17 protein-coding genes and 3 tRNA genes are annotated in these 19,163 nt (G+C 66.3%); 10 read left to right on the forward strand and 10 right to left on the reverse strand.

Annotation, left to right across the window (positions count from 1 at the left end; genetic code table 11):
* Window positions 1–57 precede the first annotated feature (57 nt).
* Entirely contained in the window at window positions 58–2,595 is a 2,538-nt protein-coding gene (gene secD / locus ACZ1A1_RS19815; RefSeq protein ID WP_463621257.1) for a protein translocase subunit SecD, read from the forward strand.
* Between the two features lie 35 nt (window positions 2,596–2,630).
* Here secD and ACZ1A1_RS19820 read toward each other — a convergent pair whose 3' ends face one another.
* The 9 genes from ACZ1A1_RS19820 to hutI form a co-directional block, all read right to left on the reverse strand.
* Window positions 2,631–3,755: an NAD(P)/FAD-dependent oxidoreductase gene (locus ACZ1A1_RS19820; RefSeq protein WP_463621258.1), complete on the reverse strand. Its 1,125-nt coding sequence runs from the start codon at window positions 3,753–3,755 to the stop codon at window positions 2,631–2,633.
* 82 nt (window positions 3,756–3,837) lie between these two features.
* Window positions 3,838–4,791: a LysR family transcriptional regulator gene (locus ACZ1A1_RS19825; RefSeq protein WP_463621259.1), complete on the reverse strand. Its 954-nt coding sequence runs from the start codon at window positions 4,789–4,791 to the stop codon at window positions 3,838–3,840.
* 249 nt (window positions 4,792–5,040) lie between these two features.
* Window positions 5,041–5,817, reverse strand: a complete 777-nt coding sequence (locus ACZ1A1_RS19830) for an ABC transporter substrate-binding protein (protein WP_415212219.1) — start codon at window positions 5,815–5,817, stop codon at window positions 5,041–5,043.
* Between the two features lie 115 nt (window positions 5,818–5,932).
* The gene (locus tag ACZ1A1_RS19835) at window positions 5,933–6,919 is read right to left on the reverse strand and encodes an aldo/keto reductase (RefSeq protein WP_463621260.1); all 987 of its coding nucleotides are present in this window, start codon (window positions 6,917–6,919) and stop codon (window positions 5,933–5,935) included.
* 83 nt (window positions 6,920–7,002) lie between these two features.
* The gene (locus ACZ1A1_RS19840; protein ID WP_463621261.1) at window positions 7,003–7,581 is read right to left on the reverse strand and encodes a HutD/Ves family protein; all 579 of its coding nucleotides are present in this window, start codon (window positions 7,579–7,581) and stop codon (window positions 7,003–7,005) included.
* On the reverse strand, window positions 7,581–9,257 hold the full coding sequence (hutU, locus tag ACZ1A1_RS19845) for a urocanate hydratase (protein ID WP_463621262.1): 1,677 nt from the start codon (window positions 9,255–9,257) through the stop codon (window positions 7,581–7,583). Before hutU ends, ACZ1A1_RS19840 begins: the two co-directional genes overlap by 1 nt.
* Window positions 9,258–9,272: 15 nt before the next feature.
* Complete coding sequence (gene hutG / locus ACZ1A1_RS19850; protein WP_463621263.1) at window positions 9,273–10,073, reverse strand: N-formylglutamate deformylase; 801 nt, start codon at window positions 10,071–10,073, stop codon at window positions 9,273–9,275.
* Between the two features lies 1 nt (window position 10,074).
* The gene (gene hutH / locus ACZ1A1_RS19855; protein WP_463621264.1) at window positions 10,075–11,610 is read right to left on the reverse strand and encodes a histidine ammonia-lyase; all 1,536 of its coding nucleotides are present in this window, start codon (window positions 11,608–11,610) and stop codon (window positions 10,075–10,077) included.
* A 42-nt stretch (window positions 11,611–11,652) separates the two neighbouring features.
* Window positions 11,653–12,876: an imidazolonepropionase gene (hutI, locus tag ACZ1A1_RS19860; RefSeq protein ID WP_463621265.1), complete on the reverse strand. Its 1,224-nt coding sequence runs from the start codon at window positions 12,874–12,876 to the stop codon at window positions 11,653–11,655.
* Between the two features lie 111 nt (window positions 12,877–12,987).
* Between hutI and ACZ1A1_RS19865 the strand changes: the two genes are divergently transcribed.
* From ACZ1A1_RS19865 to ACZ1A1_RS19875, 3 genes are all read left to right on the forward strand, one after another.
* Window positions 12,988–14,334, forward strand: coding sequence for a formimidoylglutamate deiminase (locus ACZ1A1_RS19865; protein WP_463621266.1), 1,347 nt, complete (start codon window positions 12,988–12,990; stop codon window positions 14,332–14,334).
* Between the two features lie 85 nt (window positions 14,335–14,419).
* The gene (gene hutC / locus ACZ1A1_RS19870) at window positions 14,420–15,178 is read left to right on the forward strand and encodes a histidine utilization repressor (protein ID WP_463621357.1); all 759 of its coding nucleotides are present in this window, start codon (window positions 14,420–14,422) and stop codon (window positions 15,176–15,178) included.
* Window positions 15,179–15,365: 187 nt separating this feature from the next.
* A complete protein-coding gene (locus ACZ1A1_RS19875) occupies window positions 15,366–15,638 on the forward strand; it encodes a hypothetical protein (RefSeq protein WP_313195887.1) in 273 nt (90 codons plus the stop codon).
* Between the two features lie 107 nt (window positions 15,639–15,745).
* On the opposite strand, the gene ACZ1A1_RS19880 is transcribed toward ACZ1A1_RS19875, so the two are convergent.
* Window positions 15,746–15,821: transfer RNA gene (locus tag ACZ1A1_RS19880), tRNA-Val, on the reverse strand.
* 245 nt (window positions 15,822–16,066) lie between these two features.
* Between ACZ1A1_RS19880 and ACZ1A1_RS19885 the strand changes: the two genes are divergently transcribed.
* The 6 genes from ACZ1A1_RS19885 to ACZ1A1_RS19910 all read left to right on the forward strand — a co-directional run bounded on the left by ACZ1A1_RS19885 (window position 16,067) and on the right by ACZ1A1_RS19910 (window position 19,138).
* Window positions 16,067–16,143, forward strand: a tRNA-Asp gene (locus ACZ1A1_RS19885).
* A gap of 48 nt (window positions 16,144–16,191) precedes the next feature.
* A tRNA-Asp gene (locus ACZ1A1_RS19890) sits at window positions 16,192–16,268 on the forward strand.
* 143 nt (window positions 16,269–16,411) lie between these two features.
* Window positions 16,412–17,299, forward strand: a complete 888-nt coding sequence (locus tag ACZ1A1_RS19895; protein WP_463621267.1) for a prohibitin family protein — start codon at window positions 16,412–16,414, stop codon at window positions 17,297–17,299.
* A 277-nt stretch (window positions 17,300–17,576) separates the two neighbouring features.
* On the forward strand, window positions 17,577–17,942 hold the full coding sequence (locus ACZ1A1_RS19900; RefSeq protein WP_119258712.1) for an NADH-quinone oxidoreductase subunit A: 366 nt from the start codon (window positions 17,577–17,579) through the stop codon (window positions 17,940–17,942).
* Complete coding sequence (locus ACZ1A1_RS19905; RefSeq protein ID WP_119258711.1) at window positions 17,933–18,514, forward strand: NuoB/complex I 20 kDa subunit family protein; 582 nt, start codon at window positions 17,933–17,935, stop codon at window positions 18,512–18,514. The genes ACZ1A1_RS19900 and ACZ1A1_RS19905 overlap by 10 nt, the downstream gene beginning before the upstream one ends.
* A gap of 18 nt (window positions 18,515–18,532) precedes the next feature.
* Window positions 18,533–19,138 carry an NADH-quinone oxidoreductase subunit C gene (locus tag ACZ1A1_RS19910; RefSeq protein WP_313196318.1) on the forward strand — a complete coding sequence of 202 codons (606 nt, stop codon included), beginning with the start codon at window positions 18,533–18,535 and terminating at the stop codon, window positions 19,136–19,138.
* The last annotated feature ends 25 nt before the right edge of the window (window positions 19,139–19,163 follow it).

Consider the following 19,163-nt stretch of genomic DNA (forward strand, 5'->3'; position numbering starts at 1 on the left):
CGGTCGGCGCCGGCCTTTTCGGTCGCGCCGTTCCGGCAGTTGAAGTGGAACAACCCCATGAAAACCTCCAAATGGGCATTGTTTGTCTCCGCCGCCATCATCCTCTTCGGGATGCTCGCGGCCGTGCCGAACGTGCTGACGCCTGAGCAGCAGGCGAAATACGGGCGGTATCTGCCCGCCAATCCCGTCACCCTTGGCCTCGACCTGAAGGGTGGCTCGCACCTCGTCCTGGAGGTGGATTCCGCTGCGCTCCGCAAGGCGCGCATGGACGTGCTGCTCAACGATACCCGCGCGATCCTGCGCACGGCCGGCGAGCGCGCCTCGGCCGCCCGCCTCAACGGCACGACGCTGACCGTCACGCTGCCCGACCAGGCGGCGCTCGACAAGGTGCTGCCGGAAGTGCGCAAGCTTGCCGCGCCCACTTCCACGCTCGGCTTCGGTGCCGGCTCGTCGGATATCGATGTCGCGACCAGCGGCCTCCAGGTCAACGTGACGCTGACGGAAGCCGGCATCAACGAGCGCATGTCGGCCGCCGTCGAGCAGAGCCTCGAGATCATCCGCCGCCGCGTCGACCAGGTGGGCGTTGCCGAGCCGTTGATCCAGCGCGTCGGCGGCGACCGCATCCTCGTCCAGCTGCCGGGTCTGCAGGACCCGACGCGCCTGCGCCAGCTTCTCGGCTCGACCGCGCAGATGAGCTTCCACATGGTCGACCAGACCGTGGACCCGAACGGCGTCGCCCCGCGCGGCGTGCTGATCCTGCCCGGCGCGAACGACGGCCGCAAGTATGCGGTCGAGGAGCGCGTGGCGATCTCCGGCGACCGGCTGGCCGACGCCAAGGCCGGCTTCGACCAGCGCTCGAACGAGCCGATCGTCTCGTTCAGCTTCGATTCCACCGGCGCGCGCCAGTTCGCGGAAATCACGCAGGCCAATGTCGGCAAGCCCTTCGCCATCGTCCTCGACGGCAAAGTGCTGACGGCGCCGGTCATCCGCGAGCCGATCATCGGCGGCCAGGGCCAGATCTCGGGCAACTTCAACCCGCAGGAAGCGACCGTCCTCTCGGCGCTGCTGCGCTCGGGCGCCCTGCCGGCGCCGCTCACCATCATCGAGGAGCGCACCGTCGGTCCGAACCTCGGTTCGGACTCGATCCGCATGGGCCTTTATACGGGCTTCGCCGGCCTTCTCGCCGTCGTCATCCTCATGCAGGTGCTCTATGGCGCCTGGGGCCTCATCGCCAATCTCGGCCTCGTGCTGCACACGATCCTGACGATCGGCGTGCTGGGCCTCCTCGGCTCGACGCTGACCTTGCCCGGCATCGCCGGCATCATCCTCGGCATCGGCATGGCGGTGGACGCCAACATCCTGATCAACGCCCGTATCCGTGAAGAGACGGCGGGCGGGGCAGGGGCCATGAAGGCGCTCGACGTCGGCTTCAACAAGGCCTACGCCACCATCGTCGACGGCAACATGACGACCATGGTCGGCATGATCCTGCTCTTCATGTTCGGCTCGGGCCCGGTGCGCGGCTTCGCCATCACCATGATCATCGGCCTTGCGATCTCGATGTTCACCTCGATCACCTTCGTGCGCTTCCTGATGCGCGAGGCGGTCATCGTCCGCAAGATGAAGAAGATCGAGATCCATTCGATCTTCGGCCAGACCTGGAACATCCCGACCTTCTCCTTCATGCGCGGCCGCTACATCGCGATCGCCATGTCGGCCTTCATCTCGACGAGCTCGGTCATCCTGTTCTTCACGCCGGGCCTCAACTACGGCATCGACTTCGTCGGCGGCATCCAGGTCGAGGCGACCTCCAAGGCGCCCATCGACCTCGCCACGCTCCGCAAGAAGATGGAGGACCTCAACCTCGGCGAAGTGGCGCTGCAGGAATTCGGCCAGGGCACGTCCGTGCTCGTGCGCGTCCAGCGCCAGCCGGGCGGCGAGGCCGAGCAGACCGCCGCGCTTCAGGAAATCCGCAACGGTGTCGCCGAGATGATCCCGGACGCCAACTTCGAGCGCACGGAAGTGGTCGGCCCGACGGTCAGCACCGAGCTGGCGCGCTCCGGCTTCCTCGCTGTCGGCCTCGGCATGGTGGCGATCCTGATCTACATCTGGTGGCGCTTCGAGTGGCACTTTGCGGTGGGCGCCATCGTGACGCTGATCCTCGACATCACCAAGATGATCGGCTTCTTCTCGCTGATGCAGATCGACTTCAACCTGACGGCCATCGCCGCCGTGCTGACGCTGATCGGCTACTCGGTCAACGACAAGGTGGTGGTGTACGACCGAATGCGCGAGAACCTGCGCAAGTACAAGTCGATGCCGTTCTCCGACCTCATCGACCTGTCGATCAACCAGGTGGTCATGCGATGCATCTTCACCTCGGTCGCGGTTGCGGCGTCCCTGCTGCCGATGGCGATCTGGGGCGGCGACACGGTCAAGCCCTTCGCCTGGCCGATGCTGTTCGGCGTCGTCGTCGCGACGACCTCGTCGATCTATATCGGCGGCCCGATCCTCTTGTTCCTCAGCCGCTGGTGGAAGGATCGCGACACCGCCCGGGCCGCCGGCACGGCCGGCACGCCGGCCGCGGAAGCGTAAAATAGAACGGGCGCCCATTGGGCGCCCGTTTCGTTTCAGGGGAAGCGCGCGGGGCTGAAGGTCCCGGCCCCGATGCCCTCGCGGGCGAGCGGCTCCGGCACCGGGCTTTCCGTGAGGAGGGCGGCGGCGAGGCTGCCGAGGGCGGGCGAAGTGAGGATGCCGTAGCCGCCCTGACCGGCGAGCCAGAAGAAGGACGGCTCGTCCTTCGCCGGCCCGACGACGGGCAGGCGGTCGGCGGAGAAGCTGCGCATGCCGGCCCAGCTTCGGAAGACGCGGCGCACGCTGAGCGTCGTCGCCTCCTCGACATAATGGGCGGCATAGGCGACGTCGATTTCCTCCGGCTGCACGTCGGCGGGCTCGCAGGGCGTGGCGTCGGCCGGCGAGGCGAGCAGGCGGCCGCCCTCCGGCTTGAAGTAGAAGCTGTCCTCGATCTCGTTCATTTCCGGCAGGTGGCCCGCATCCACGCCCTCCGGCAGGTCGACCGTGACGGCGGTGCGCCGGTGCGGCACGATGCCGAGGGGCGCAACGCCGGCAAGCCCGGCGACCGTATCCGCCCAGCCGCCCGCCGCATTGACCAGCACGCCGGCGCAAAGGGTTTCGCCACCAGCCTCGATTAGCCACTGGCCGTCCTCCCGGCGGGCGCCGGTGAACGGGCGCCTTTCGAGGACCTGCGCGCCATTGTGGCGGGCATGGCGGGCATAGGCCTGCAGGAGCGCGTCCACCTCGATGTCCCAGTAATCAGGGTCGAAATAGGCGGCCGCGACATAGGCCGGGTTCATGATGGGCGCGCGGGCAAGAAGCGCCGCCTCGTCCAGCCATTCGACGGCGACGCCGAGCGCCTTCGTCTGCTCGAAGCGCTCTCGCACCAGCTCCGCCTTGTCCTCGGCCCCGAACATGATGCTGCCGCGCGGAACGAGAAGCGGCACGGCGGCAAAGCCCTCGGGCGGGTTCGCCATGAAGGCATGGCTGGCGCGGGCCAGCGCATTCACCAGCGGCGCGTTATCGCGCAGGGTGAATTCGGCGGCCGAGCGGCCGGTGCTGTGGTAGCCGAGCGCTTCCTCCCGCTCCAGCACCACGACGGAGCGGTGCGGGCTGAGGAAATAGGCAAGCGACAGGCCGGCAATGCCGCCGCCGATGATCGCGATGTCGAAAGTCTGCATGGCCGCCTCCGTCTGTCAGGAGAGAAAGGCCTACGAAAGCTGCCGATATTCTTCAAATTTATAGTGCTGAAGGCGGGTATCATCAGGATTGATGCGGCTCGCCCCAGCGCCAGGCCGGCACATCGGTGATATGGGCGAGGAAGGCGCGCTCGGCCGGGTTGAGCGCCGAGCCGGGATTGGTGATGCGGAAGGTCTCCGTCACCGGCAGGTCGTCATAGGGCGGCAACTGCCAGAGCTCGCCGGCGGCCAGCGCCGGCCCGGTGAGATGGGCCGGCAGCATGCCGATGCCGGCATTGGCGACGACGAGGCGCAGCACCTCCTCGACGTTGAAGGCCAGCGCCCGCACCTGCTGGCCGAAGGAGCCGACGGCGCGCACCGCCGTCACCGGCCCCATATGCGGGCCGCCCAGCACGTCGGCGAGGAAGCTGACATAGGGCTCGCCGCGCAGGTCCTCGAGCCGCGCGTCGCCCCTGCCGAACAGCCGGTGCCCGCGCCCGCAATAAAGAGCGTAGCGCTCGTAGCAGAAGGGCACCTTGTCCAACCCCTCGGGAATGATGCCGTCCGAAAGGCCGAGCGTGGCGACGCCCCGCTCGACCGAGCGGATCACGTCCGTCGTCGTCTCCACCGTCACGCCGACGGTGACGCGCGGATGCAGCCGGAAGAAATCGGCGATGGCCCGGTCCCATTCCGGGTTCATGGCATGGCTGACGGCGTGGATGGTGATGTGCCCGGCAATGTCCTCGCCGGAGGGCTCCATCGCCTCCGGCAGGCGCACGATGGCGGTGAAGATGTCGCGGCAGAGCGCATGGAGCCGCTCGCCGGCCTCCGTCAGTTCGAAGCGGCCGGGGCTGCGGTCGATCAGCCGGTGGCCGACCGATTGCTCCAGCCGTTTGAGCGCCATGCTGACGGCCGGCTGTTGCAGCAGCAGCCGGTTCGCCGCCCGCGTGATCGAGCCTTCCTCCACCACGACGACGAAGGTGCGCAGCAGGTTCCAGTCGAGATTGTGGGCGAAGCGTTCGAGGCGGTTGATCGGCATGTCCCTAGCTAGGACGGCGGGGCGGGGGAAGGCAAGGGTGGGGATGTCTTGCGCTGTGCGGCCGGGCTGCCCCTCATCCCGCTGCCGCGACCTTCTCCCCGCAAGCGGGGAGAAGGGGGATGGTGCACTGCTTTCCCCAAGCAACTCCGGCAGAGAGGAAGGAAAGCGGTTCCGCTTGTTTCCTTCTCCCCGCTTGCGGGGAGAAGGTGGCCGGCAGGCCGGATGAGGGGCGCGCTACGCCCTTCACGCTCACTTCATCGTATAGATATCGATCGAGAAGTACTTGTCGTTGATCTTCTGGTACGTCCCGTCCTCGCGGATGGCCTTCAGCGCGGCGTTCAGCTTCTCGCGCAGGTCGTTGTCGTCCTGCCGCACCGCGATGCCGACGCCTTCGCCGACGAATTTCGGATCGGTGATCGGCTTGCCGATCAGTTCGCAGCAGGCCTTGCCGTCGTCGTTCTTGGTGACCCAGTCGAGCAGCGGGATCATGTCGCCGACCTGAAGGTCGAGGCGGCCGTTGGCCATGTCGAGGTTCACCTCGTCCTGTGTCGGGTAGAGCTTGATGTCGGCGTCGGGATAGACGGCGGCGGCATAGTCGGCCTGCGTGGTGCCGGACTGGGCGCCGATGGTCTTGCCCTTCATGCCTTCATTGGTGAAATCCGTGATGCCGGAATTCTTCGGCGCGGCATGGGTCATGGCGGCGAGATAGTAGGGGTCGGTGAAGGCGACCTGCTTCTTGCGCTCCTCGGTGATGAACATCGAGGCGATGATCATGTCGTATTTCTTGGCGATGAGGCCCGGAATGATGCCGTCCCAGTCCTGGCCGACGACTTCGCATTCGACCTTCATCTTCTCGCAGAGCGCAAGGCCGATCTCCACGTCGAAGCCGCCGAGATTGCCGGCCGAATCCTGGAAGTTGAAGGGCGGATAGGCGCCCTCCGTGCCGATCTTCAGCGTCTCGGCGGATGCGGCGGCCGAAAGCAGGGTGGAGCTTGCGAGAGCCAGCGCAAGAAGCATTCTTTTCATGGTTGTTCCCCAGTTGTGATTGCGAGCAATGGGGAACGGTAGCGCGGGGCCGCGCATAAACGAAATAGATAGCCATAATGTTGGCTATCATTTCAGTTTATGCGCCTTGCCGGTTTTACCAGCGCTGGTGGACATGCGGCGCGACGAGGCGCTCATAGACCTCGCGCGTCGCTTCCATCACGTTTTCCGGGATGGGCGGCAGGCTCGCGGCGGCGGCATTGGCCTTCGCCTGCCCGGCGTTGCGCGCGCCCGGAATGACGACGCTGACGGCGTCCGCCATCAGGATCCAGCGCAGCGCGAAGGTCGCCATGGTCTCGCCCGCCGGCACCAGCGCACGGATCTCCTCGACGGCCTCAAGGCCCGTCTCGAACGGCACGCCCGCGAAGGTCTCGCCGACATCGAAGGCATCGCCATAGCGATTGAAGTTGCGGTGGTCGTCGGCGGCGAAGGCGGTGTCCCGCGTGATCTTGCCGGAGAGCAGGCCGCTTGCCAGCGGCACGCGGGCGATGATCGCGACCTTGCGTCGGGCGGCTTCCTGGAAGAAGAGCTGCGCCGGGCGCTGGCGGAAGATGTTGTAGATGATCTGCACGCTGACGACGCCCGGATACTCGATCGCCTTCAGCGCTTCCTCGACCTTCTCGACGCTGACGCCGTAATCGGCGATCTTGCCGGCGGCCTTGATCTCCTCCAGCGCCTGGAAGACTTCCGGGCGATAGTAGACCTCGGTCGGCGGGCAATGCAGTTGCACGAGGTCGAGGCGCTCGACGCCGAGGTTTTTCAGGCTCCGGTCGATGAAGCCCTCAAGGTTCTCTTTGTTGTAGCCATCGGCGACATGCGGGGAGAGCCGGCGGCCGGCCTTGGTCGCCACCATCGGGCGCTCGCCGCCGCGTTCCTTCAGGACGTCGGCGATGATCTTCTCCGAGCGGCCGTCGCCATAGACGTCGGCCGTGTCGACGAACGTCATGCCGGCATCGAGCGCGGCGTGAAGGGCGGCGCGGCCGTCCGCCTCGCTGACGTCACCCCAGGCGCCGCCGATCTGCCAGGCGCCGAAGCCGATATCCGTGGTGGTGAAGCCCGTGCGGCCGAATGTGCGATGTCTCATGAAAATGTCTCCCGGCAAATTGATTGTGCCGGGAGGTAGCACTCCGAAGGGAGGCCGACAAGGAAATCGCTTCCGCCAAAGGCTCAGGCGGGAGTGATTTCTACCAGATGGAAGGCGGCGCGGTCGCCCGCCGGAACGACGTCAGCCGTCTCGCAGCCGTCGAGCAGAAGCGCGTCGAGCGGCTGGAGGCCGATGAGCCCATCCGCCGTGGAAACGCCGAGCGGATCGAGCGCCAGCAGCAGGCGCCTGCCCGGGGAGGCCGGAAGCGCCTTCGAATCTTCGACGACGTGGCGGACGAGCGTGTGCCGGAAGGCGCCGCGCCGCGTCATCACGTTGAGGTCGGTGATCGGCCCGCCGGCAAGGTGCGCCGTGGTCGGCGCATCGGCCGGGAAGGCGAGCGGCGGCGATCGCGGCGTCAGCAGCCTTTCGCCGAGCCCTTCGATGGCAAGTTCCATGCCGTCGCCCGAGAGCACCGCCAGCGTGCGGTCGATGCCGGGGAAGACGGAGAAGGGACCGTCGCTCGCAACCGTCGCCATGCTGACACGCCAGCCGAAATCCGAAAGGCCCGCGCCTTCCGGATGGACGATCACCTCGACCGTCTCGCCGCCGCAGTTCTTCCACGGCATGCGGCGATGGTCATTGTTGCGCAATAGCCTCGCCATCAGTTGCCGAGGATGCCCGGCAGCCGCAGGCCCTTTTCCTTCGCGCATTCGATGGCGATGTCATAGCCCGCATCGGCATGGCGCATGACGCCCGTCGCCGGGTCGTTCCACAGCACGCGGCCGACGCGCTCGGCGGCTTCATCCGTGCCGTCGCAGCAGATGACGACGCCCGAATGCTGCGAGAAGCCCATGCCGACGCCGCCGCCATGGTGGAGCGACACCCAGGTCGCGCCCGAGGCGGTGTTGAGCAGGGCGTTCAGCAGCGGCCAGTCGGACACGGCGTCCGAACCGTCCTTCATCGCTTCCGTCTCGCGGTTCGGCGAGGCGACGGAACCCGAATCGAGGTGGTCGCGGCCGATGACGACCGGGGCCTTCAGCTCGCCGTTCTTCACCATCTCGTTGAAGGCGAGGCCGAGGCGGTGACGATCGCCGAGGCCGACCCAGCAGATGCGCGCCGGCAGGCCCTGGAAGGAGATGCGCTCGCGCGCCATGTCCAGCCAGTTATGCAGGTGCTTGTTGTCGGGCAAGAGCTCCTTCACCTTGGCGTCGGTCTTGTAGATATCTTCCGGATCGCCCGAAAGCGCGGCCCAGCGGAAGGGACCGATGCCCTTGCAGAACAGCGGCCGGATATAGGCCGGCACGAAGCCGGGGAAGGCGAAGGCGTTCTCCAGGCCCTCGTCCTTGGCGACCTGGCGGATATTGTTGCCGTAATCGAAGGTCGGGATGCCCATGTCCTGGAAGGCGATCATCGCTTCGACATGCTCGCGCATCGAGGCGCGGGCGGCCTTCTCGACGGCCTTCGGGTCGCTCTCGCGTTTGGCCTTCCATTCGGCCATCGTCCAGCCCTTCGGCAGGTAGCCGTTGATCGGATCGTGGGCGGAGGTCTGGTCGGTGACCATGTCGGGGCGGATGCCGCGGCGGACCATCTCCGGCAGGATCTCGGCGCAGTTGCCGAGAAGGCCGACGGACTTGGCTTCGCCCGCCTTCGTCCAGCGGTCGATCATCTCCATGGCTTCGTCAAGCGTTTCGGCCCTGGCGTCGACATAGCGGGTGCGCAGGCGGAAATCGATGGAATCGGGGTTGCACTCGACGGCAAGGCAGGAGGCGCCGGCCATGACGGCGGCGAGCGGCTGGGCGCCGCCCATGCCGCCGAGGCCGCCGGTCAACACCCACTTGCCCTTGAGGTCGCCGCCATAGTGCTGGCGGCCGGCCTCCACGAAGGTCTCGTAGGTGCCCTGCACGATGCCCTGCGAGCCGATATAGATCCACGAGCCGGCCGTCATCTGGCCGTACATGGCAAGGCCTTTCTTGTCGAGCTCGTTGAAATGGTCCCAGGTGGCCCAGTGTGGCACGAGGTTGGAATTGGCGATGAGGACGCGCGGGGCATCCTTGTGCGTGCGGAAGATGCCGACCGGCTTGCCGGACTGCACGATCAGCGTCTCGTTGTCCTCCAGGTCGCGCAGCGAGGCGACGATCCTGTCGAAATCGGCCCAGGTGCGGGCCGCGCGGCCGATGCCGCCATAGACGACCAGCTCGTGCGGGTTTTCCGCGACATTCGGGTCGAGGTTGTTCATCAGCATGCGCAGCGGCGCTTCGGTCAGCCAGCTCTTGGCGGTGCGCTCGGTGCCGGTGGCGGCGCGCACCTCGCGGATGTTGTGGCGGGGATTGTCGGTCATGGCTGTTCTCCCGGATCAGCGTGTGAGGGTGGAGGCGAGCGCCTCGATACGGTGCAGGATGTCTTTCAGGTGGACGCGGAGCCGAGTGGTCTTTTCCGCGTCCAGGGCGAAGGGCGGCGCCTCGGTGGAAAGATGGCTCGACTGTGCCAGCTCCATCTGGATGGCATGCACGCCGGTTTCCGGCCTGCCGTAGTGTCGGGTGGTCCAGCCACCCTTGAAGCGGCCATTGAGGATGCTGCGGTAGCCTTCCGCCTTGGCGCAGACCTCGAACGTCGCCGTCTCGATTTCCTTCGCGCAGGTGCGGCCCATGTCGGTGCCGACGTTGAAATCCGGCAGCCTGCCCTCGAAGAGGAAGGGGATCAGCGAGCGGATCGAGTGGCAGTCGTAGAGGATCGCCACGCCATGGATCGCTTTCACCCGCTCGATCTCGGCGGCAAGGGCCGCGTGGTAGGGCGCGTGGAAGTTGGCTAGTCGGTAGGCGATGTCGGCCTCCGTCGGGGCCTCGCCTTCCTTCCAGATCGGCTTGCCTTCGAAATCCGTTTCCGGAACGAGGCCCGTCGTGTTCTGGCCGGGATAGAGGCTGACGCCGGCCGGATCGCGGTTGGCGTCGATGACATAGCGGTGGAACGTGGCGCGCACGGTCGTCACGTCGGGCAGCAGGCCGTCATAGAGACGCTCGATATGCCAGTCCGTATCCGCGAGGATGCGGCCGTTGTCGTTCAGGCGCTCCCATATATCGGCTGGAACCTCCGTGCCGGTATGCGGGAAGGCGAGAATGACGGGCGAGGTGCCCTGATGGGTTTCGAAGAGCGCCATGTCAGGCCTCCAGCACCGGCAGGATACCCTTGGTGACCGAGGCGGCGAGCGCGCCGGAGGAAACGAACGAACCGGCGGCGGCGAGGTCCGGCGCCATGTAGCGGTCTTCCTCCAGCGTGGCGACGACGGTGCGCAGCGCGGCGACGACCTTCTGCAACTCCGGGCTGGTGACGAGCGGGGCGCGGAACTCGATGCCCTGCGCGGCCGTCAGCGCCTCAATGCCGATAATGGCGGCAAGATTCTCCGTCATGCGCAGCAGGCGGCGCGCGCCGTGGCAGGCCATGGAGACGTGGTCTTCCTGGTTGGCCGAGGTCGGCGTCGAATCGACCGAGGCCGGATGCGACATCTGCTTGTTCTCGCTCATCAGCGCGGCCGAGGTGACTTCCGCGATCATCAGGCCCGAATTGAGGCCCGGCTTTTTCGCGAGAAAGGCCGGCAGGCCGAAGGAGAGGGCGGGGTCGACCAAGAGCGCGATGCGGCGCTGGGCGATGGCACCGATCTCGCAGGTCGCGATCGCGATCTGGTCGGCGGCGAAGGCGACCGGTTCGGCATGGAAGTTGCCGCCGGAAACCACGCTGTTGTCCGAAAGGACGAGCGGGTTATCGGTCACGGCATTGGCTTCGATTTCGAGCGTGCGGGCGGCCGAGCGCAGGAGATCGAGGCAGGCGCCGTCGACCTGTGGCTGGCAACGGATGCAATAGGGATCCTGCACCCGCTCGTCGCCGGTGATGTGGCTGTCGCGGATGACGGAGCCGGCCAGCAGCGCGCGGAGCGCGGCGGCGGCGTCGATCTGGCCCTTGTGGCCGCGCAGCGTGTGGATATCCGGATGGAACGGCGCGGAGGAACCCATGGCGGCGTCGGTCGAGAGCGCGCCGGTAACGAGGGCGGCCTGCGCAGCGCGGTGGGCGCGGAAGAGGCCGGCAAGCGCAAGGCCGGTGGAGACCTGCGTGCCGTTGATCAGCGCAAGGCCCTCCTTGGCGGCAAGCACGACCGGCTTCAGGCCGGCCTTTTCCAGCGCCTTGCCGCCCGGCAAGCGCTCGCCGGCATAAAAGGCTTCGCCTTCGCCGATCATCACGGCCGTCATGTGGGCAAGGGGGGCAAGGTCGCCCGAGGCGCCGACGGAGCCCTGTTCCGGGATGACCGGGATGACGCCCTTGGCCTGCATGGCCTCGAGGAGGCGGACGATCTCAATGCGCACGCCGGACGCGCCGCGGCCGAGCGAGATGAGCTTCAGCGCCATGATGAGGCGCACGATGTTCTCGGCCAGCGGCTTGCCGACGCCGCAGCAATGCGAGAGGATCAGGTTGCGCTGGAGCGTCGCGACGTCCGCCGGGGCGATCTTGATGGAGGCGAGTTTGCCGAAGCCGGTATTGATGCCGTAGACCGGCTCGTCGCCGGCGGCGATTTCCGCGATGCGCGCGGCGGCCTTCTCGATGCCGGCGTCGAAGGATGCGTCGAGCCGGGTGGCCTCGCCGGTCCAGTAGATGGTTTCAAGGGTCTTGAGGGGCACGGAGCCCGGATGAAGCGTGATCGTCATGGTTCATTCCCCGATGCAGCAAAGGGCTGCGGCTTGATCGAATTATTGTCCGCTGCGGATACGGGCATGCATGGGGTTGAAACCCATGCGATAGACTAGTTCCGCCGGCCGGCCGATGTCCCAGAGGACGAAATCGGCCCATTTCCCGGCCTCCAGCGTCCCCACCTCGTCGACCAGCCCGAGCGCCCGTGCGGCCTCGCGCGTAACGCCCGCGATGCATTCCTCGACGGTCATGCCGAAGAGGGTCGCGGCCATGTTCATGGTAAGGAGGAGGGAGGTGAGCGGCGAGGTGCCGGGATTGGCGTCGGTGGCGACGGCCATCTTCACGCCGTGCTTGCGGAAGAGGTCGACCGGCGGCTTCTTCGTCTCACGGATGAAGTAGAAGGCGCCCGGCAGGATGACGGCGACGGTGCCGGCCTTCGCCATGGCGGCCGCGCCCGCATCGTCGGTATATTCGAGGTGATCGGCCGAAAGCGCGCCATACCGGGCGGCAAGCTCGGCGCCGTGCAGGTTGGAAAGCTGGTCGGCATGCAGCTTGACCGGCAGGCCGTGCGCCCGGGCGGCATCGAAGACCTTCGCCATTTCCTCGGTCGAGAAGGCGATGCCCTCGCAGAAACCGTCCACGGCATCGGCAAGCCCTTCGGCCGCGACCGCCGGCAGCATCTTGCTCACGACCTTCTCTACATAGGCCGCCTTGTCGCCCTTCATCTCGGGCGGCAGCGCGTGCGCGCCGAGGAAGGTGGTGCGCACGGTGACGTCGCGCTCGTCGGCGATGCGGCGGGCGGCGCGCAGCGATTTCAGTTCGTTTTCCGTATCGAGGCCATAGCCGGATTTCATCTCGACCGTCGTCACGCCCTCGGCGATCAGCGCATCGAGGCGGGGCAGGGTTTCCCGCACCAGATCGTCCTCGCTCGCCGCCCGCAACGCCTTCACCGAGGAGACGATGCCGCCGCCGGCCCGGGCGATTTCCTCGTAGGAGGCGCCGGCAAGGCGAAGCTCGAACTCATGGGCGCGGTCGCCGGCATGCACGAGATGGGTATGGCAATCGATGAGGCCCGGCGTGATCCAGCGCCCTTCGCAATCCACGCTCTCGGCACCGGCGAATTCTACGGGAAGCTCGGCTTCCGGCCCGGCAAAAGCGATGCGGCCGTCGCGGACGGCGATGGCGCCGTCTTCCACGACGCCGAGGCCCGGCAGGTTTTCCCTGAGCGTCGCAAGCCGGGCGTTGCGCCAGACCCGGGGACCGTCCTTTTCCTGTGCCGTCATGGTGATTGCCTCTTCCCTGTGATGGATATAATGTATATACATAATAACCGAGGGCGCAAGAGCCAATTTCAGGCTCCGCGCCGAGGCATATCGCAAGAGGGAGGGATGGCCATGGCCGTCATTCATGCAAGGCAGGCGCTGCTAGCGGGCGGCTGGGCGAACGACGTCCGTATAAGCATCGAGGGTGGCCGGATCGCCGCCGTGGAAAAAAATGCCACCGCAGCCCCCGGCGACGAGCGCCACGACACCCTTGTCGCCGGCATGCCGAACCTGCACAGCCACGCTTTCCAGCGCGGCATGGCGGGCCTTGCCGAAACGCGCGGCCCCGGCAGCGACAGCTTCTGGAGCTGGCGCAACGTCATGTACCGCTTCGCGCTGTCCATGACCCCGGATGATGTCGAGGCCGTCGCAGCCCAGCTCTATGTCGAAATGCTGGAGGCCGGCTTCACCCGCGTCGGCGAGTTCCACTACCTGCACCACGACAAGGACGGCGGGCACTATGGCGACATCGCCGAGATGGCCGCCCGGATCGCCGCGGCCGCCGCATCGACCGGCATCGCCCTCACGTTGCTTCCTGTCTTCTACGCCCATGCCGGCTTCGGCGGCACCGCGCCGGGGGAGGGCCAGCGCCGCTTCATCAACGACCGCGATTCCTACGCCGCCCTTTTGGAGCGCTGCCGCGCCCTGACGGATGCGCTGCCGGACGGCGTGACCGGCGTCGCCCCGCACAGCCTGCGCGCCGTCACGCCGGACGAGCTCATCGCCGTCGTCGCCATGGCCGGCGACAGGCCGATCCATATCCACATCGCCGAACAGGTGAAGGAAGTGGAGGACAGCATCGCCTGGTCTGGCCGCCGCCCGGTGGAATGGCTGCTCGACAACCAGCCGGTCGACGGCCGCTGGTGCTTCATCCACGCCACCCACATGACGGAGGCCGAAACGCTGGGCATGGCGAAAGCCGGCGCCATCGCCGGCCTCTGCCCGGTCACGGAAGCCAATCTCGGCGACGGCACCTTCCCGGCGCCCGATTTCCTCGCCGCCGGCGGCCGCTACGGCGTCGGCTCCGATTCGAACGTGCTGATCGGCCTGCCTGACGAGCTGCGCCAGCTCGAATATTCCCAGCGCCTGTTCCACCGCGCCCGCAACGTGCTCGCCGCGCCCGGCGGCTCGACGGGCCGCGCGCTCTTCGACGGTGCGCTGGCCGGCGGCGCGGCGGCACTTGGCGCCGAGGCGGGCATTGCCGCGGGCAATGCAGCCGATTTCGTCAGCCTCAGGGCGCGCCACGGCCTCGACCTTGCTGGTGACGGCCTGCTCGACGGCTGGATCTTCGCCAACGGCGCCGAGGTGGATTGCGTCTGGGTGAACGGCCGCAGGCAGGTCGAGGGCGGCCGCCATGTCGCCCGCGAGGCGGTCGGCCGCCGCTTCACCGCGGCCATGCAGGTGCTTGCCATGGCCTGAGGGCGTATTGAAAGCCGTCCGGGCCTTTCCTATGACTTTCCCATGACCGGGCGAATCCGCGCCCGGAGCGGAGGCGACCATTTCCATCGACGGGGACAGAACAGAGGTCGAGGCCAAGGAGCCTTCGCTGCACCGGCGCATCCTGGAGGATGTCGAGGGCAAGATCCTCTCCGGCGAATGGCCCCCCGGCCACCGCATTCCGTTCGAGCATGAACTGACCGAGCAGTATCAATGCTCGCGCATGACCGTGAACAAGGCGATCACCGATCTCGTCAAGCGCGGCCTCATCGAGCGCCGCCGCAAGTCCGGCAGCTACGTCACCCACCCGCACGCCCAGTCCGCCGTCCTCGAAATCCATGATATCCGCCTGGAGGTCGAATCGCTCGGGCTTCCCTATCGCTACGAGCGCCGCACCCGCCTCGACCGCGCGGCAAAGGCCGCCGACCGTCGGCTGATGGAGCTTCCCGAATCGGCACGGCTGACGGAAATCTCGGCGCTTCACTTCGCCGGCGCGCAGCCCTTCTGTCTGGAAGACCGCCTCATCAGCCTCGAAGCCGTGCCCGAGGCTGCCGGGGAGGCGTTCGAGGACGTCGCCCCCGGCGCCTGGCTGATCAGCCGCGTCCCCTGGAGCGCCGCCGAGCACCGCATCCGCGCCGTCGGCGCCGATGCCCGCGCCGCCGAGCTGCTGGCCATAGCGCCCGGAACGCCCTGCCTCGTCGTCGAGCGCCGCACCTGGAGCGGCGGCCTCTACATCACCCATGTGCGCCTGACCTATCCCGGCGAAAAGCACGAGCTCGTCGCCGAATTCGCCCCGACGCATCCAAGCAGCCGGCCTGACGTGTAAGGGTGGACGGATACCATCCGCTCTGTCACAAGGGATTCCGGAACGCGACTGCCGATAGTTATAGATCGGGGTCGGGCGACCGATTGACGTCACGTCGCTGCCGCGAGATCACGCTGGCCGTTCTGATTTCGCCATTTCGACCCTGCCGGATCCCGAATCCGGCTAGATGCCCGCAGGATCGCCCGCCATGACCAAGAAGCCCAAACTGGAGCATTCCGAGCTTTCGGGAGAATTCACGGAAGACGGCGTCACCGTGCTCGTCGACATCTCCCGCCCCGCCGGCACCCAGAACGACTGGAAGCTGGAGGTCGTCACCCAGAACGAGGACCTCTTCGAATGGGACGAGCCCTTCGCCACGGACCGCGAGGCCTTCGACGAATTCCTGGCTACGGTCGCAAGGGACGGAATCCATTCGTTCCTGGAGGACGACGAGGAAGAAGAGCCGCCGACAACGCATTGATGAAGAGGCGCCCCGCACCTCCGGTCCGGTTATTGCAGGGAAGGGCAGCGCCAAAACGAAAAAAGCCCCGTTTTTACGGGGCCTGCGTGCAAATTCCGGAGGAAGAATGGTGGGCGATGAGAGACTCGAACTCCCGACATCCTCGGTGTAAACGAGGCGCTCTACCAACTGAGCTAATCGCCCGCCGCGCTGGTGGCTGTGATCTATGCGGAACCGGATCGAACCGCAAGAGGAAATCGCAAAGTTTTTCGCATTTTTTTGAGCGGCCCCACGGAGATGGACAAGGGTGTGGAAACATTTCGCGATGCGTCATTCTTTTGTCTTGAAACCTGCTTGACACCCAAACCCGAACCCCGTAGTTAGCCGCTCATCGAACGGCTCAGGCCGCTCGGGACGGATGCTTCGTCATCCGGTCGCTATCGAGGAATGCGGGTGTAGCTCAGTCGGTTAGAGTGCCGGCCTGTCACGCCGGAGGTCGCGGGTTCGAGCCCCGTCACTCGCGCCACTCGAAAGGCCGGACGAAACATGCGAGGCCGCAAGGTCGCAAAGATGCGCGGGTGTAGCTCAGTCGGTTAGAGTGCCGGCCTGTCACGCCGGAGGTCGCGGGTTCGAGCCCCGTCACTCGCGCCATTTCTTTCCTTCCAGGTCGTTATCGTCGTTTCCTCATGCATCGCATGAGGCGCATTTCCGTGGAAATTCTCCCCGCCGCGCCGAATGTTTCTGGCCGCTCTCCCGTCTTCGTATAGCTTGCCGGGCGAAGAGAGGGGATTCGCATGCGTAATGTCACCATGGCCTTGACGGGCCTTGCCGCGCTCGTGGCGCTCAGCATCCTGTTCGGTTCGTGGTACACCATCGACCAAGGCGAGCGCGGGGTCATCCTGCGCTACGGCGCCGTCGCGGGCACCGCGGAGCCGGGCCTCGGCTTCAAGCTGCCGCTGATCGATTCGGTCGTGCGGATCTCCGTGCAGTCCAAGGCTGTCGTCTATGAGAAGATGGAGGCCTATAGCCGCGACCAGCAGCCGGCCGATATCCGCCTTTCGGTGAACTACCGCATTCCGGCCGATCGCGTCGAGGACGTCTATGCGACCTATGGCGGCGAGGACGGGCTGATGTCACGCCTCATCGAGCGCAAGGTCTTCGAGGAGACGAAGACGGTCTTCGGCCGCTTCAATGCCGTGACGGCCATCCAGGAGCGCGGGCGGCTCAATGCCGAGGTCGCGACGGCGATCCAGGAGGGCGTCTCCGGCCCCGTCATCATAGATAGCGTGCAGATCGAGAACATCGACTTCTCCGATGCCTACGAGGCGAGCATCGAGCAGCGCATGCTGGCGGAGGTCGAGGTGCAGCGCCTGCGCCAGAACGCCGAGCGCGAGAAGGTGCAGGCGGAGATCACCGTGACGCAGGCGCGTGCCCAGGCGGACGCCCGCCGCGCCGAAGCGCAGGCGCAGGCCGACGCCGTGCGGCTGGCCGCGCAGGCCGAGGCGGAAGCGATCAAGCTGCGCGGGGAGGCGGAGGCCGGCGCCATCAAGCTGCGCGGCGATGCGCTGCGCGACAATCCCGGTCTCGTCTCGCTGACGCAGGCGGAAAGATGGGACGGGCAACTGCCGCGCACCATGCTGCCGGGCGGCTCGATCCCCATGCTCAATCTCAATGCGAACTGAGGGAAGGGCGGGGCCGCGGCGGGCTTTTCCGCCGCGCCTGCGGCGAAACGTCCCGCACGCCGCCTTTCATCGAATCGTAACGATTTAAAGAGGCTTGTCCCCGGCCTTCGGGGCGACAGGGAAAAGAACACAATGATTGCGGCGAAAGCCGGACAAAGCCTTGCGCGGGGACGCTCACTGCGCTAACGACGTGGGCGTTGCAACATACTTTATCGGCTTGCAGGTCTTCGACCATCAGGCGTCTCTCTGGCGCCCCGAGCAGGCAGGATGGACGCCAATGACTGAACTTCTCGGTTCCTATATCCCGATCGCCATCTTCATCGGTATCGCACTCGTGATCGGCATTGCCTTGCTGGTCGCGCCGTTTGCCGTCGCATACAAGGCCCCCGATTCGGAAAAGCTCTCCGCTTACGAGTGCGGCTTCAATGCGTTCGACGATGCGCGCATGAAATTCGATATCCGCTTCTATCTGGTGTCGATCCTCTTCATCATCTTCGACCTGGAAGTCGCCTTCCTCTTCCCCTGGGCCGTGTCCTTCGGCGATATGGGCTGGTTCGGCTTCTGGTCCATGATGGTCTTCCTCGGTGTCCTGACCATCGGCTTCATCTATGAATGGAAGAAGGGAGCACTCGAATGGGAGTAGCTCATACGAACAACACGCTCGTCGCGCCGCAGCCCAAGGGGATCATTGATCCCAACACGGGCAAGCCCGTCGGCAGCAACGACGCCTTCTTCGGCGAGATCAACAACGAGCTCGCCGACAAGGGCTTTCTGGTCACGTCCACGGATGAACTCATCACCTGGGCCCGTACCGGCTCGCTGATGTGGATGACCTTTGGCCTTGCCTGCTGCGCCGTCGAGATGATGCAGCTCTCGATGCCGCGCTACGACGTCGAGCGCTTCGGCTTCGCGCCGCGCGCCAGCCCACGCCAGTCCGACGTCATGATCGTCGCCGGCACGCTGACCAACAAGATGGCCCCCGCGCTCCGCAAGGTCTACGACCAGATGCCCGAGCCGCGCTACGTCATCTCGATGGGCTCCTGCGCCAACGGCGGCGGCTACTATCACTATTCCTATTCGGTGGTGCGCGGCTGTGACCGCGTGGTGCCGGTCGACATCTATGTACCAGGCTGTCCTCCCACGGCGGAAGCGCTCCTCTACGGCGTGCTCCTGCTGCAGAAGAAGATCCGCCGGACCGGTACGATCGAACGTTAAGGGCAGGGGACTGACACGATGAGCGAAGCCCTCCAGGAGCTTTCCTCCCATATCGGCGAAGCGGCCGGCGGTCTCGTCGCCTCCGCCGATATCGCCTTTGGCGAACTCACCCTGAAGACGGACGGCGCCCGCGTCGTCGAGCTTCTGACCTTCCTGCGCGACGACGTGCAGTGCGGCTTTGTCAACCTCATCGACATCTGCGGTGTGGACTGGCCGGCTCGCGCCGAGCGCTTCGACGTGGTCTATCACCTGCTGTCACCGCGCCAGAACCTGCGCATCCGCGTCAAGGTCGCGACCGGCGAGGACCAGCCCGTTCCGTCCGCCTGCGCGGTCTATCCGGGCGCCGACTGGTTCGAGCGCGAAGCCTACGACATGTACGGCATCCTCTTCACCGGCCACCCGGACCTGCGCCGCATCCTCACCGACTACGGTTTCGAGGGGCACCCGCTGCGCAAGGACTTCCCGACGACCGGCTTCGTGGAAGTGCGCTATGACGACGAGGTCAAGCGCGTCGTGTACGAGCCTGTCGAGCTGAAGCAGGAATTCCGCAACTTCGACTTCCTCTCTCCCTGGGAGGGCACGGACTACGTGCTGCCGGGCGACGAGAAGGCGAAGACGAACTGATTTTGGGTCGGGCGACCCGCTAGGG

This window comes from Shinella sp. R2-11 (genome assembly GCF_055330205.1).

Coding starts and splice junctions, on each gene's coding strand:
- secD (WP_463621257.1), top strand. CDS start 58: ATGAAAACCTCCAAATGGGCATTGTTTGTCTCCGCCGCCATCATCCTC.
- ACZ1A1_RS19820 (WP_463621258.1), bottom strand. CDS start 3,755: ATGCAGACTTTCGACATCGCGATCATCGGCGGCGGCATTGCCGGCCTG.
- ACZ1A1_RS19825 (WP_463621259.1), bottom strand. CDS start 4,791: ATGCCGATCAACCGCCTCGAACGCTTCGCCCACAATCTCGACTGGAAC.
- ACZ1A1_RS19830 (WP_415212219.1), bottom strand. CDS start 5,817: ATGAAAAGAATGCTTCTTGCGCTGGCTCTCGCAAGCTCCACCCTGCTT.
- ACZ1A1_RS19835 (WP_463621260.1), bottom strand. CDS start 6,919: ATGAGACATCGCACATTCGGCCGCACGGGCTTCACCACCACGGATATC.
- ACZ1A1_RS19840 (WP_463621261.1), bottom strand. CDS start 7,581: ATGGCGAGGCTATTGCGCAACAATGACCATCGCCGCATGCCGTGGAAG.
- hutU (WP_463621262.1), bottom strand. CDS start 9,257: ATGACCGACAATCCCCGCCACAACATCCGCGAGGTGCGCGCCGCCACC.
- hutG (WP_463621263.1), bottom strand. CDS start 10,073: ATGGCGCTCTTCGAAACCCATCAGGGCACCTCGCCCGTCATTCTCGCC.
- hutH (WP_463621264.1), bottom strand. CDS start 11,610: ATGACGATCACGCTTCATCCGGGCTCCGTGCCCCTCAAGACCCTTGAA.
- hutI (WP_463621265.1), bottom strand. CDS start 12,876: ATGACGGCACAGGAAAAGGACGGTCCCCGGGTCTGGCGCAACGCCCGG.
- ACZ1A1_RS19865 (WP_463621266.1), top strand. CDS start 12,988: ATGGCCGTCATTCATGCAAGGCAGGCGCTGCTAGCGGGCGGCTGGGCG.
- ACZ1A1_RS19875 (WP_313195887.1), top strand. CDS start 15,366: ATGACCAAGAAGCCCAAACTGGAGCATTCCGAGCTTTCGGGAGAATTC.
- ACZ1A1_RS19895 (WP_463621267.1), top strand. CDS start 16,412: ATGCGTAATGTCACCATGGCCTTGACGGGCCTTGCCGCGCTCGTGGCG.
- ACZ1A1_RS19900 (WP_119258712.1), top strand. CDS start 17,577: ATGACTGAACTTCTCGGTTCCTATATCCCGATCGCCATCTTCATCGGT.
- ACZ1A1_RS19905 (WP_119258711.1), top strand. CDS start 17,933: ATGGGAGTAGCTCATACGAACAACACGCTCGTCGCGCCGCAGCCCAAG.
- ACZ1A1_RS19910 (WP_313196318.1), top strand. CDS start 18,533: ATGAGCGAAGCCCTCCAGGAGCTTTCCTCCCATATCGGCGAAGCGGCC.